Source organism: Dyella sp. LX-66 (assembly GCF_018599165.1).
Lineage (GTDB): Bacteria > Pseudomonadota > Gammaproteobacteria > Xanthomonadales > Rhodanobacteraceae > Dyella_D > Dyella_D marensis.
The window spans coordinates 627,748-640,528 of sequence record NZ_JAHFVJ010000001.1; the positions used below are offsets into that span (position 1 = coordinate 627,748).

12 protein-coding genes are annotated in these 12,781 nt (G+C 66.0%); 6 read left to right on the top strand and 6 right to left on the bottom strand.

Annotated features, from left to right (window positions below; all coding sequences use genetic code 11):
- Nucleotides 1-74: 74 nt before the first annotated feature.
- A complete protein-coding gene (locus tag KK141_RS02805; protein WP_345777572.1) occupies nucleotides 75-1,586 on the top strand; it encodes an MFS transporter in 1,512 nt (503 codons plus the stop codon).
- A gap of 2 nt (nucleotides 1,587-1,588) precedes the next feature.
- Here the strand turns inward: KK141_RS02805 and KK141_RS02810 are convergent, their stop codons facing one another.
- Nucleotides 1,589-1,765 carry a hypothetical protein gene (locus KK141_RS02810; protein WP_214570855.1) on the bottom strand — a complete coding sequence of 59 codons (177 nt, stop codon included), beginning with the start codon at nucleotides 1,763-1,765 and terminating at the stop codon, nucleotides 1,589-1,591.
- 12 nt (nucleotides 1,766-1,777) lie between these two features.
- Nucleotides 1,778-2,716, bottom strand: a complete 939-nt coding sequence (locus KK141_RS02815) for a winged helix-turn-helix domain-containing protein (protein WP_345777573.1) — start codon at nucleotides 2,714-2,716, stop codon at nucleotides 1,778-1,780.
- 218 nt (nucleotides 2,717-2,934) lie between these two features.
- On the opposite strand from KK141_RS02815, the gene KK141_RS02820 reads away from it, so the two are divergent.
- A complete protein-coding gene (locus KK141_RS02820) occupies nucleotides 2,935-3,570 on the top strand; it encodes a YceI family protein (protein ID WP_214570856.1) in 636 nt (211 codons plus the stop codon).
- Nucleotides 3,571-3,629: 59 nt separating this feature from the next.
- Here the strand turns inward: KK141_RS02820 and KK141_RS02825 are convergent, their stop codons facing one another.
- Nucleotides 3,630-4,898, bottom strand: a complete 1,269-nt coding sequence (locus tag KK141_RS02825) for an N-acetylmuramidase domain-containing protein (protein ID WP_214570857.1) — start codon at nucleotides 4,896-4,898, stop codon at nucleotides 3,630-3,632.
- Nucleotides 4,899-5,130: 232 nt separating this feature from the next.
- Here KK141_RS02825 and KK141_RS02830 point away from each other — a divergent pair, with 232 nt between their 5' ends.
- Nucleotides 5,131-5,811, top strand: coding sequence for an outer membrane beta-barrel protein (locus KK141_RS02830; RefSeq protein WP_214570858.1), 681 nt, complete (start codon nucleotides 5,131-5,133; stop codon nucleotides 5,809-5,811).
- A gap of 103 nt (nucleotides 5,812-5,914) precedes the next feature.
- Here the strand turns inward: KK141_RS02830 and KK141_RS02835 are convergent, their stop codons facing one another.
- On the bottom strand, nucleotides 5,915-6,217 hold the full coding sequence (locus KK141_RS02835; protein WP_214570859.1) for a hypothetical protein: 303 nt from the start codon (nucleotides 6,215-6,217) through the stop codon (nucleotides 5,915-5,917).
- A gap of 715 nt (nucleotides 6,218-6,932) precedes the next feature.
- On the opposite strand from KK141_RS02835, the gene motA reads away from it, so the two are divergent.
- Together motA and motB are read left to right on the top strand one after the other, a co-directional pair.
- Complete coding sequence (motA, locus tag KK141_RS02840) at nucleotides 6,933-7,802, top strand: flagellar motor stator protein MotA (protein WP_214570860.1); 870 nt, start codon at nucleotides 6,933-6,935, stop codon at nucleotides 7,800-7,802.
- Nucleotides 7,799-8,791 (top strand): flagellar motor protein MotB, encoded by a 993-nt coding sequence (motB, locus tag KK141_RS02845; protein ID WP_214570861.1) that lies wholly within the window; start codon nucleotides 7,799-7,801, stop codon nucleotides 8,789-8,791. Before motA ends, motB begins: the two co-directional genes overlap by 4 nt.
- A gap of 60 nt (nucleotides 8,792-8,851) precedes the next feature.
- Here motB and KK141_RS02850 read toward each other — a convergent pair whose 3' ends face one another.
- Both KK141_RS02850 and KK141_RS02855 read right to left on the bottom strand, forming a co-directional pair.
- The gene (locus KK141_RS02850; protein ID WP_214570862.1) at nucleotides 8,852-9,781 is read right to left on the bottom strand and encodes a sugar kinase; all 930 of its coding nucleotides are present in this window, start codon (nucleotides 9,779-9,781) and stop codon (nucleotides 8,852-8,854) included.
- A 19-nt stretch (nucleotides 9,782-9,800) separates the two neighbouring features.
- Nucleotides 9,801-11,051, bottom strand: a complete 1,251-nt coding sequence (locus KK141_RS02855; RefSeq protein WP_214570863.1) for an amino acid deaminase — start codon at nucleotides 11,049-11,051, stop codon at nucleotides 9,801-9,803.
- Nucleotides 11,052-11,276: 225 nt separating this feature from the next.
- Here KK141_RS02855 and KK141_RS02860 point away from each other — a divergent pair, with 225 nt between their 5' ends.
- Entirely contained in the window at nucleotides 11,277-12,755 is a 1,479-nt protein-coding gene (locus tag KK141_RS02860; protein ID WP_214570864.1) for a D-aminoacylase, read from the top strand.
- Nucleotides 12,756-12,781: the final 26 nt, after the last annotated feature.

Here is a 12,781-nt window from a genome sequence, read left to right on the forward strand (position 1 = left end):
CTTCCCCCGGCGATGCATAAGCCGCGCGGCCAGCCGCGTGCGGCCGGCGTTTGCCTTTCGAACCGGAGTCCACCGTGGCGCCCTCTCCCACCCATCGAAACGCCGTCGCCGCCGTGGCGATCTGCCTCGCGGCCCTGATGTTCGGCTTGGAAATCTCCAGCGTGCCGGCCGTACTGCCGACCGTGGAAAAACTGCTGCACACCGGCTTCAGCGGCGCGCAGTGGATCATGAATGCCTACACCATCGCCTGCACCACCGTGCTGATGGCCTCCGGCACGCTGGCCGACCGCTACGGGCGCAAGCGCATGCTGCTGCTGAGCGTGGTGGCGTTCGGCATCACGTCGCTGGCCTGCGGACTGGCGCGCGATGCGTCGGTGCTGATCGCCGGCCGCTTCCTGCAGGGCATGAGCGGCGGTGCCATGGTGATCTGCCAGATCGCCGCGCTGTCGCACCAGTTCCAGGAGGGGCCGGCGCGCAGCCGGGCGTTTGCGGCGTGGGGGATCATCTTCGGCGTGGGGCTGGGCTTCGGGCCGATGATCGGCAGCGCGATTGCCGTATGGCTGGACTGGACCTGGGTGTTTCTCATCCAGGTGCCGCTGGCAGTGCTCACGCTGGCGTTGATTGCATGGAGCGTCGACGAATCGCGCGATCCGGAAGCCAAGCATCTGGATCTGGCGGGCATCGTGTCGATGTCGCTGGCGGTATTCGGGCTGACGTATTTCATTACGCAGGGGCCGTCGCTTGGCCTGCATCACCCGCTGGTGCTGATCGCCCTGTTCGGCGCGGTCGCCAGCTTCGCCGTGTTCCTGTACGTGGAGAAAAACCACGCGCATCCGATGTTCGATTTCTCGGTCTTCCGGATCCGCCCGTTTTCCGGCGCGCTGTACGGCTCGATGGGCATGAATTTCAGTTTCTGGCCTTTCATGATCTATCTGCCGATCTATTTCCAGTCGGTGCTGGGCTATGGCGTCGTCACCTCGGGCCTGGCCTTGCTCGCCTACACGCTGCCGACTTTGGTGGTTCCGCCGCTCGCCGAAAAACTGACCGTGCGCTATCAGCCGCGCGCCGTCATTCCCGCCGGCCTGTTCACCATCGGCCTGGGCTTCTTCGTCATGCCGCTGCATGGGCTGCCGGCCTTGCTGATCGGCTGCGTGCTGGCGGGCATCGGCTTGGGGATGACCAATACGCCGGTGTCCAATACCACGACGGGTTCGGTGCCGACGGCGCGGGCCGGCATGGCATCGGGCATCGATATGAGCGCGCGCCTGATCACCCTGGCGATCAATATCGCGCTGATGGGGTTCCTGCTGATCGAAGGGATACTTGCGCACCTGAAACGTGCGGGCCTGGATGCGATGGATGCATCGGCATTACGCGATATCGCCAATCAGATCGCCGCCGGGAATCTGTCCTCCTACGGCGCGCCGGCGCATGACGCGCTGGTCCAGGGCTTCCATTGGGTGATGCTCTATGGCGGCATCGGCGCGTGGGTGCTGGCGGCGGCGAGCTTCGTGACGTTCGGTTCGAAGCCGCAGAAAGCCGCCGCCATCGGCTGTTGCGCGACGGACACCGGCCATCGCAGCTGACGTTATCGCGAGCCGCGCTTGGCGCCGAACACGCCGATGGCCGTGCCCAGGATGATGCCCAAGGCGATCCCAACGGCCAGATTGCCCAGGGCCACGCCCAGGCTGGTGCCGACGGCGATGCCCACGGCGAGGCCGATGCCGACGGTCTTACGCTGGCTGCCCGTGCTCTTGTCCGACATGGAACGCCCTCCTCATCGAATCGCCGGCGTCAGCGCCTTCGCCGCTTCGCCGGCAATCTCATCCTGCACCTTGAGCTTGTCGCCCAAGGGCCGGTCGTACGTCGCCGACCACACCACGAAACCGTCCGCCGCGCGAACCAGCCGCGCCGCCACGCGCATGGTATCGCCCGACTTCCGCACGCTGCCGTCGAGCACGTAGGCGACGCCGAGCGACTTGGCGATATCGGACACCGGCACCTGCTTGTCCTTGTAATAGAACGACGAGGTCGGCGCGGACACCTGCATGCCGGGGAACTTGCTGAGCTTGTCGATCAGCTCCTCGGTCATGCCGTCGGCGAACGGCTCCTCGTTCATCTTGTCGGTGAGGTCGAGGAAGGGCAGCACGGCGATGGAGCGGGCGCCCCGGACGGCCTGTACGGCCTGCGCGGCGGGATGGTCGCGCAGCAGCCAGTAGGCGGAGATGGCACCGCAGGACAACAGGATCACGGCGAGCGCCAGGGCTGAGCCGACCAGCGCGCCTCGCCCCTGCCTCGGAACCCTGAGCGGCTCTGGCTTAGCCGCGCTCGCCGCGGGCGTTTCAACGGACGCGGCCGCCTTGTCCGGCGAGGCCTGCACCGCCGCAATCAGCCGATACCCCCGCCGCGGCACAGTGGCGATATACGCCGGCTGCTTGGGATCGTCCCCCAGCAAGCGCCGCAAGGAAGTCACCGCCTGGTAGACCGAGTCCGGCGTGACGATCACCCCCGCCCATACCTCGTTGAGCAGTTCGTCGATGCTGACCACCTGGCCGGCGCGGTCCGCCAGGCACAGCAGCAGGCGCATGGTGCGGGCTTCGACGCGCAGCACGTTGCCGTCGCGCGACAACTGGTCGGCCATCGGGTCGACGATCCAGTCGCCGATGCGCAGGGTTCCGCGCGTCGAGCGCTCGGGGTCGGAGGGCACGTAACTCACTGTTTATCGCCACCTTGGGGAAAGCCGCCGGATAGTCGCATCAACGTTTGCGGGCCACAACCGAAAGCGGCCCGGCCCTGCTTCAGAAGTCTTCAGGCCAATTCAGACGCCTTTTCAGGACTTCCCGCACGGCCGCCGGCGATGGTGCCGAGGCACGCCGATGCGTGCTGGAGACCCACGATCGGCCCCGCGCCGACCTCAGCCCTGGAGCCCTGCCCATGATCCGCCGTACCGCCTTCGCCCTTGCGCTCGCCCTCGCCGCCTGCCCGCTGTGGGCGGCCACTTATACGCTGGAACCGAACCATTCCATGGGTACCATCCGCTGGAGCCACCTGGACTTCGCCAACCCTACGGCGCAGTTCACCCGGGTCGAGGGCACGCTGGAGTTCAACCCCGCCAAGCCGCGCATGGCCTCGGTGATGGTCACCATTCCCCTGGCCAACCTGAGCAGCGGCATCCCCGACCTGGACGAGAACCTGCGCTCCCCCGCTTTCTTCGACCTGGCCCGCTTCCCCACCGCCACCTTCAAGAGCACCAAGGTCGAGACCACCGCCATGGCCAACCAGCTCAAGGTGACGGGCAACCTCACCGTGCACGGCATCACCAAGCCGGTAACGCTGGATGTCACCATCAACAAGGTGGGCGAGAACGCGCGGCTGAAACTGCCGGCGGTGGGCTTCGAGGCGATGGCGACGCTCAAGCGCTCCGACTTCGGCCTGGGCAAGTTCGTGCCGCAGGTCAGCGACGAGGTGACGCTGCATATCACCACGCAGGCGGATGAAGCGAAGGGGTATGCGGCGTATCTGAAGGCGGATGCGGAAGAGGAAGCGGCGGCCAAGGCGGCGAAGAAGTAATCAGCGCACTGGAGGCAGCCGGCGCGGCTGGCTGCCTCCAGCGGCGTTGGCCGTTCTATTTACGGCGCGGCAACGGGCCCCGTAGTGGCCGGCGCACCCGTCGGCTGCATGCCGGCGGTAATGGTGTCGAACGCGTCCGCATAGCTCTTTACGTGGTCGCCGTAGCCGACAATGCCGCCGTTATAGGCCTTGGCGAAGGCATCGTAATCGCCGTCGTTGAGGTCTTTCTTCATCGACGCATGGGCGCCGATAAAATCGGTCATCGAGGCGAACTGGTTATAGGCGCTGTCCTTCAGCGACTGGTACATCGCATCCGCGGTGGCATAGCCCACGGTGGAATGATTGAAGCCCATCACCTGGCCAGGCCCCATCGAGATCGAAGAAGCGGCGGCCTCGGGGTTCATGCCATAGGCGTAATGGAACGCCGACCAGTTGATGTCCTGGTCCTTGGCGGTGCCGGTCGGATGCAGTGCGTGCCAATCGTCCGGATCGCCCGTGGCATTGAACTTCTGCCCTTTGTAGCCCAGCCCCTGCGCCTGGTTGTACTGGAAGTGCAGATCGAATTCCGGCTGCAAGGAAGGATCGATCGCCTGGTCGAATTTGTGCGCCTCGAAACGGATCGTCATGCGCGCATTCGGATCGATCGCGCCGCCCGTTTCCTGCGTGATGATGCCGAGCACGTCCTTGACCTTGATCCCGGCTTCGTCCGCCAGCCCTTCGATGGCGGCGCCGTATTTGTTATAGGTCTGCGCCACGGTGAGCTGCACGCCGGTGAGCTTGGAGGTATCGATCAGGCCGAGCTTGCCCGGTCCGGATTCGATCGACGGCGGCGCCGTGAGCATGCTCTGCAAGGCCAGCGCCGTGAGATTGGCCTGGCGCAGGTCGGTGGCTTTGACGTCGTAATCCTTGGCGATCGATTCGATCATCTCGCCCGGCATCACCGTGTGTTCCATCACCATGCGAGGGTTGGCTGCGGGAACGGTGAGGCTGACGCCGGCCCATGGCTGCACGTCCTTGACCGCATCCTGGAGTTCGGGCACCGCCGAGGTGAAATCGAAACTCCCGCCCGCCGGCTGCAGCAGATCCGGGTTGGCCGCGCGAATGGCATTGGCGTCGACGTTGTAGCGCGCGGCCAGCGCGTCCACCGTTTCGCCGGGTGCCACGGTATGGCTGAAATCCAGGCCCACCGTCGCCGCGGGAATGCTCAGCGTGGTGCCCGCGACGGCATCCGCCTGCGGCGTGCTGCCATTGGGATTCGCTGCCTGATTGCCGAGCGATTGCGCATTGTTCTGCGAGTCGCTGCCGCCTACGCCGCTGGTCGAAGTCATCGGAGTCGCTCCCTGCCGGAGGCCATGCGCGATAAGGCCGAATGTAGGACTACTCCCCGGGCAGTATTACTAGGGTGTTCCCTAGTTCTGCGTCGTCGAAAAGGCAGCCGCCGACTTTTCGGATGGCTTCCCATGCCACAGGCCGGAACGGCGCCGATCGCTGGATTATTCGAGTAGGGGCCATGACGGGCCGTTCTCTACGTTGTCCTCACCTTTAACAGTGAGGTAACGCATGAGGAAACGCATCATCTCCAGTCTGCTGCTGACAGCAGCCGTTACAGCGACCGCTACGGCCGCTCCCCGCGCGCAGGGGCTTTACGGAACCATCAAGCTGTTCGATGTCGATCGGCAACTCTCGGACATGACCCTCACCAGCCCCCGCGTCACCCATCGCACGCAGGATCCGAAGTCGACTCGTTCGCTCAATGGCTCGCTCGGCCTGGGCTATCAATACCAGTCGCCGTTGCGCATCGAGCTGGAATACACCTTGCCTTCGGACGCGCGCTACGTCGGACGCTGGGCGCCGTTCACCGCCAACGACAACGTGCTGTACACCCGTACGCAGCGGCTCATGCTCAATGGCTACGCGAGCTGGCCCCTGACGCGGAACCTGTCGCTCTACGGCATGCTCGGTGCGGGCGTGGCGGTGACGACGGCGTCCGGCTGGCAGACGCGCCCCGAGCGCGCATTCGAAAGCCACCGGAACCTACGCGCCGCCTATGCCGCGGGCATCGGCGCGGATCTGCGCATCGCGGAGGGCATGCATCTGGAACTGGGCTATCGCCATGTCGACCTGGGGCGCATTTCGACGAACCCCAATCTGTTCGACAACCGCGCCCATGCCCGCGACGAACAGCTGAAGGGGCATCTGCGCGAACACAACGTCTATCTGGGTTTCCGCAAGATGCTTTGATCCTTGCGCGCGAGGCAGGGATGCCTCCACCGCCATGCGGGCAGGGAAATGGAGGCATCCATGCCTCCCTCGCTTCCCCGTCCTTCCCCCTGGCTTTGTCCGGTCAATCGGTTTTCCACATCGAGGGATCGATCATGCAGGACATCCCGGGCTGCAGCCGCATCATCTTCAGCGTGTCCACCAGGCGATCGCGCGCACGCAATTGCCTGTCTCCGTCCATCGGGTCCCACGAGGCGCCGATATCGCTGTCCCTCGTGTGCAGCTTTACCATCACTGGGAACGCCACGTCGGCAATAGTCATGCCGCCCTGCCGCACGATCTGGGGTCCGCGGCCCACCTGGTCGTTCCACCCCAAAAGAGCGCTGGTCTGATACAGCGCCTGGTCGTAACTCAGCTTGTCGGCCATGGATCTCCCCCTGTGCGATTGGAATGGGCGGAGTCTAGGGGGCTGTAGACGGAGACGATTGACCGTCCGTCTCAATCTTCTTCGGTGGAACAATGGCCATCAGCGCCGCGCACATCGGCGAGCTTGTCGAATCAGGCCGAGCGGGAAAGTAATGCCTACTCCTTGCCCGCTCGATCCCTCAGCGCGTTCTCGCCTGGTTGCGTCGACATACCAGCCTAATCGTCAGGGAACGCCTGCCCGCAATGGATGCATTCGCTGGAAAAGAATGCGTTCGAAAAGACCTTGAGGAAGAACAGATTCCCGCATCGAGGGCATGAACTGAGTACGGCGATACCCGTGAAGAGTCCACAGACAAGCATGTAGCCAAAGATAGCCTGAGTCTGGATTGACGATGAGTCCACCAGACTCATCACGGAAATCCCCCATGGCATCCACCCGATGAGAAGGAGGAACGAAATACGCCGCCACATCCGAATCCGCCGCAGCTTCGATTCCAAAGTCCGTGCCTTGTTATCCATCGCGCTCCCTGCTCCCTGCGGACAAGCCAGCCATGGCTTCACCAAAGTGAAAGCGGCGGGTCGGGCGCGACTCTAGCGCAGAAGGCACACGTCGCGGAGCTGGCCGCACACACCACGGCACTATCGACTCAACTTTCCCACCCCCACGCCGATAAGACCCGGACACGGAGCAAGAGGCTCCGTTCCCCGGAGTGAATATGCTGGTCCTGATCGGCGCCGTCGTGGTGCTTGGATGCGTGCTTGGCGGTTTTGTGTTGTCGCATGGGCAGATGCTTGCGCTGTGGCAGCCGTATGAGTTGCTGATCATCGGTGGCGGCGCGCTGGGTGCGTTTCTGTCGGCGAATCCGTCCAAGGTGGTGAAGGCGGCGGCGCGCGATGCGCTGGGGCTGCTGAAAGGGCCGAAGTATCACAAGCAGGATTATGTGGACCTGCTGGCGATGCTCTACGACCTGTTCAGCCTGATGCGCAAGGAAGGGCTGCTCAGCCTGGAGCAGCACGTGGAGGATCCGCAGTCCAGCCCGCTGTTCTCGGCCCACCCGCGCCTGCTGCGCGAGCATCACCTGATCGAGTTCACCACCGACTGCCTGCGCCTGATGGTGGGTGGCAGCATGAATCCGCACGAGCTGGAGCAGTTGCTGGAGGTGGAGCTCGAAGCCCATCACCACGAGGCGGTGGCGCCCGCGCTGGCGGTGACCAAGCTGGCCGACGCCCTGCCGGGCTTCGGCATCGTGGCGGCCGTGCTCGGCATCGTCACTACCATGTCCCAGCTCGACGGCGATACCTCGCGCATCGGCATGCATATCGCCGGCGCGCTGGTCGGCACCTTTCTCGGCATCCTGCTGTGCTACGGCTTTGTCGGTCCGCTCGGTGCCGCGATGGAGAACCGGGTGCAGGAAGACGGCAAGGCGTTCGAGTGCGTGAAGATCGCGCTGCTGGCCAATCTGCGCGGCTACAACCCGAAGGTGGCGGTGGAGTTCGCGCGCAAGTCGCTTTCCACCAACACCCGCCCGGGCTTCCAGGACCTGGAAGATCACCTCAAGGCGCCGCGCGCCAAGGCCACGGCATGAGCGAGCAGGGCCAGCTGCCGCCCATCGTGGTGCGGCGGGTGAAGCGGCGCGGCCATGGCGGCCATCATGGCGGCGCCTGGAAGGTGGCCTACGCCGACTTTGTCACGGCGATGATGGCGTTCTTCCTGGTGATGTGGCTGATCGGTGCGGGTACGCGCGAGCAGCGCGCGGCGATTTCCGAGTACTTCAAGAATCCCAGCATGACGCAGGGCACCGCCACCATGGCGCCGCCCGGTCAAACGGGGCCGGGTGGCGCCAGCACCAGCATGATCAAGCTCGGCGGTGCGAAGGATCTGGCGCGCGCTCCAGGCGGCAAAGCCCAGGGCGGCGCGGCGGCCAGCATCGATCCGAAGGAGATCGAGAGAGAAGCGCGGCGGCAGGAGCGTGCGCGGCTGGAAGACCTGATGCAGCAATTGCAGGCGGCGATCCAGAACAGCCAGGCCCTGGCGCCGTTCAAGGACCAGCTGCTGCTGGACATCACGCCCGAAGGCTTGCGCATCCAGATCGTCGACAAGCAGAACCGCCCCATGTTCGACATGGGCAGCGCGCAGCTGCGGCCTTACACCACGACGATTCTTGAGGAACTGGCGGGCTTTATCGATCGCGTGCCGAACCGGATCAGCCTGTCCGGGCATACCGACGACGCGCCGTACAACAGCGATCACCGCTACAGCAATTGGGAACTGTCGGCCGACCGCGCCAATGCCGCACGCCGCGCCCTGCTCGCCGGCGGCCTGACCGAAGACAAGATCGCCCGCGTGGTAGGCCTGGCCGCCTCGGTGCCGTTCGACCGCAGCAATCCGGCCGATCCGGTCAACCGGCGCATCAGCATCATCGTGATGAACAAGCAGGCGGAGGCGTCCTCGCTGTCGCAGGAGGCCGGGCCGGCGGTGGCCGCCACGGCCGGCGCAACCTTGCCGGATGTCGCGCCTATCGTGCCGGCACCGACGGTGGCGATCGCGATACCCCATGTGCAACCGGCGCGGTGAGCCGCGCCGGTTGCACTGGATGACGCCCGCGGCGCGATGCTTGCCGAGCCTGGCCTGCGCTCATGAGGCGCAGGCGTACTTCTCCAGCGCGCCGTACACCGCCGCCGCGTGCGGAATGGAAGCGATGGCGCCATAGCCGGTGGTCGACAGCGCCGCGGCGACGTTGGCATAGCGCGCCGCGGCCACGGCATCGTCGCCCGCCACCAGCCGCGCGACGAAGGCGCCGCCGAAGCAATCGCCCGCGCCGGTGGCGTCGACCGCATCGACGACGTGCGCCGGCACCAGGGTGCGCTGATGCAAGGAGGCGACATAGCAGCCTTGCGCGCCCATCTTCAGAGCAATCAGCTCGACGCCGTAGCCCAGCAGCGTGTCGACGATGAAGTCGCGGTCGTCGCAGTCCAGCAAGGCGGTGATGTCGTCCCAGCTCGGCAGGCAGACCTCGCACATCCGCAGGGCTTCGCGCATGACGGCGCGGGCCCGCGCCAGCGGCCACAGGCGCAAGCGCAGGTTGGTGTCGAACGAGACCATGACGCCAGCCGCGCGCGCTTCTTCCATCGCCGCCAGGCCGGCATCGCAGGCGCTCTGGCTGATCGCCAGGCTGATGCCCGACAGGTGCAGGGCGCGCGCCGAGGCGATGGCGCGGCGTGGCAGCCGGTCCGGCGTATAGCGGCTGGCGGCGGAACCCGCGCGCAGGTAATCGAAATGGTGCCCCGATGCATCGTGCGACACGAAGTACACGCCGGTCGGCGCCTGCTCGTCGGTCAGCACATGGGTGTGCTCGACCTGCTCCGCTTCCCATAGCTGGCGCAGGCCATCGCCGAAACGGTCCTCGCCGACGGCACCGATATAGCCTGCTTCGGCGCCTTGCCGCGCGGCGGCGATGCAGAAGTTGGAGGTGTCGCCGCCGTAGCCGAGCTGCCATTCGGCGCTGTCCGGCCGGGTCTGGTTGAATTCGGCGAGTGGCTCGCCGAAGGCCAGGATCTGCGTCATTGCTGTTCGTCCTGCCGTCTTAGAAATAGGTCTGCACGATGTCGACCACCCGGCCGGCATCGTCGATCACGGGAATCTGCCGCCACTTGTCGAAGGTCAGGCAGGGGTGGGAGATATCGAAGGCGAGCATGTCGCCGACACGAAGGTCGTCGCCGGCTTCGATCTTCAGATAGGCGTGCTGATCCATCATGCCGGTGATCGCCCAGTGCTCCGGCGCGGCAGCAGGTGCGGAGGCGCCGGGCCTGTAGTGCGCGGCCGGCAGCGGGAAGCCCGCGTCGAACGCGGCATCGCGCTTGCCCAGCGCGACGATGGCCAGCTCCGGCTCCGGCACGGATTGCACATACGCCCATACCTGCAGGGCGGGCAGCAGGCTGGACTGCATGCGCTGCGCAATGGGATTGCTGGCCTGGATGCGTGTCTGCGCGGTGCGGTAGGCACCGACATCGTGGGTGAGATAGCAACCCGGGCGCAGCACCACGTCCAGCGGCATGCCGATCTCGGCCTTGGCGAACTCTTCGGCCACCACGTCGTACCAGGCCGATCCGGCACCGCTCAGCACGGCCGGCATGCGCTGCAAGCGTCCGGCCCGCGCCAGTGCGTGCACTGCCTCGACCCCGCGCTGCAGGAAGGCACGGATCACCGCCTCGTCCTTCAGCACACCCTCGTAGACTTCGACGCCGGCGAGCTTCAATGCGCCCTGTGCCTGCGCCAGCGCCTCCAGCACCGCCTGCCATTGCGCCTCGTCGCGCACACCGGTGCGTCCGCCCTGCACGCCGAGCTCGATCAGCACCTGGATGCTCTGTCCGGCCGCGCCGAAGAACGCAGCGAGCTGCCGCACCTGCTCGGCGCTGTCGACCAGGCAGAAGAATTCGAACGACGGATCGGCCAGCAGCTCGCCAACGATCGCCATATTGCGCCGCCCCACCAGCTGGTTGGCCATCAGCACGCGGCGCACGCCATGCGCATACGCGGCGCGCACCTGCTGCGCCGTCGCCAGCGTGATGCCCCAGGCGCCGGCGTCGAGCTGGCGCGCGAACAGGCGTGGCGCCATGGTGGTCTTGCCGTGCGGCGCGAGCTGCGCGCCGTATTCGGCGGCGAAGCGCTGCATCCACGCGAGATTGTGTTCGAGCCGCGGCTGCGACAGCACCGCAGCGGGCAGGCTCAGGTCTTCCTTGAACAGATTCCAGCCGCGCGCGGCGATGTCTTCCGGCGCACAGGGCGCGTCGAGCGCGCCGATGCCTTTGTCGAGCGGATGGACGGTCGCAGCCATCAGGCCGCTCTGCGACTTTCGATCGGGCATAGGGAATTGTCCTAAATACCGGGGGATGTCACGGAAAAAATTGATCATAGGCGAACGGTCATTGATCTTGAACGCATGCGAACGCCGGCGCCATCGCACCGATCCAATTTTCAGAATTAACCGTCAGATATTTCCATCGCGACTAGCTATCACTGGCCCGCCGGCCCAGACACTTCCTACCGACCGAGGATCGCCATGCAGCACTTTCACACTCTTATCCGCCGCGTCCGCATCGTCGATGGCAGCGGCGCCGACATGGACGACACTTTGTTCGACGTCGCCATCGAAGACGGCCGCATCGCCGAGATCGGCCACGCGCTGGTCAGCCGCTGGCGCGGCATCGATGAAATCGACGGTGCGGGCCTGACGCTCGCCCCCGGCTTTATCGACGTGCACACGCACGACGACCTGCAGCTGATCCGCGAACCGCAGATGCTGCCCAAGCTGTCGCAGGGCGTGACCACGGTGGTGGTCGGCAACTGCGGCATCAGCGCGGCGCCGGTCAGCCTGGATGGCGATCCGCCGGATCCGATGAACCTGCTCGGTCCGGCGGAGGCGTTTACCTATCCGACCTTCGCCGCCTACGTCGAAGCCATCGAACGCGCGCAGCCGGCGGTGAATGTCGCGGCCCTGGTCGGCCATACCTCGCTGCGCCAGAACCATATGGACCGGCTGGACCGCTGCGCCACGCCGCCGGAAATCGACGCCATGCAGCGCCAGCTGCGCGAGGCGCTGCGCCATGGCGCGCTGGGCCTGTCCACCGGACTGGCCTACGGCAATGCGTTTGCCGCCACCACCGACGAAGTGATGGCGCTGGCCGAGCCGCTGGCGGCAGCCGGCGCGATCTACGCGACGCATCTGCGCACCGAGTTCGCCGGCATCCTCGGCGCCATCGACGAAGCCTGCCGCATCGGCCGGTATGCGCAGGCGCCGGTGGTGATTTCGCATCTGAAATGCGCCGGCGCCGCCAACTGGGGGCGCGCTGGTGAGGTGCTGGGCGCCATCGACGCGGCGCAGCGCGATCATGCGGTCGGCTGCGATGCTTATCCGTATATCGCCAGCTCGTCCACGCTCGACCTGAAACAGGTCACCGACGAGTTCGAGATCGACATCACCGCTTCCGTACCGCATCCGGAGATGGCCGGGCATACGCTCAGGCAGGTCGCCGAGCTCTGGGGCATGGATCTGCTGGAGACCGCGCGGCGCCTGCAACCGGCGAATGCCGTCTATCACAACATGTCCGATGCGGACGTCTCGAACATCCTGGCGCACCCCGCCACCACCATCGGCTCCGACGGCCTGCCGCACGACGTGCATCCGCATCCGCGCCTGTGGGGCGCCTTTCCGCGCGTGCTGGGCTACTACAGCCGCGAACGCGGCCTGTTCGACCTGGCCACCGCCGTGCGCAAGATGACCGGGCAGTCCGCGGAACGCTTCGGCCTGGCCGGACGCGGTTTCGTCCGCCCGGGTTACTGGGCCGACCTGGTGCTGTTCGATCCCGCCACGGTGCGCGATACCGCCACCTTCGACCAGCCGCGGCAGCAGGCGGCAGGGATCGAGGCGGTATGGGTGAATGGCGTGCTGTCCTATCGCCAGGGCCGTGCCTTGCCGCAGCGCGCGGGGCGCTACCTTCCCCGGCAGGCGGCTGCGCATACCGCAGCCGCGGCTGTCTGATTTTCGTCAACTCCAACACCTGAGGA

Bases quoted from the DNA above. Each gene is read 5' to 3' on its own strand.
- KK141_RS02810 (WP_214570855.1), bottom strand. From the start codon at position 1,765: ATGTCGGACAAGAGCACGGGCAGCCAGCGTAAGACCGTCGGCATCGGC.
- KK141_RS02820 (WP_214570856.1), top strand. From the start codon at position 2,935: ATGATCCGCCGTACCGCCTTCGCCCTTGCGCTCGCCCTCGCCGCCTGC.
- KK141_RS02825 (WP_214570857.1), bottom strand. From the start codon at position 4,898: ATGACTTCGACCAGCGGCGTAGGCGGCAGCGACTCGCAGAACAATGCG.
- KK141_RS02830 (WP_214570858.1), top strand. From the start codon at position 5,131: ATGAGGAAACGCATCATCTCCAGTCTGCTGCTGACAGCAGCCGTTACA.
- KK141_RS02835 (WP_214570859.1), bottom strand. From the start codon at position 6,217: ATGGCCGACAAGCTGAGTTACGACCAGGCGCTGTATCAGACCAGCGCT.
- motA (WP_214570860.1), top strand. From the start codon at position 6,933: ATGCTGGTCCTGATCGGCGCCGTCGTGGTGCTTGGATGCGTGCTTGGC.
- motB (WP_214570861.1), top strand. From the start codon at position 7,799: ATGAGCGAGCAGGGCCAGCTGCCGCCCATCGTGGTGCGGCGGGTGAAG.
- KK141_RS02850 (WP_214570862.1), bottom strand. From the start codon at position 9,781: ATGACGCAGATCCTGGCCTTCGGCGAGCCACTCGCCGAATTCAACCAG.
- KK141_RS02855 (WP_214570863.1), bottom strand. From the start codon at position 11,051: ATGGCTGCGACCGTCCATCCGCTCGACAAAGGCATCGGCGCGCTCGAC.
- KK141_RS02860 (WP_214570864.1), top strand. From the start codon at position 11,277: ATGCAGCACTTTCACACTCTTATCCGCCGCGTCCGCATCGTCGATGGC.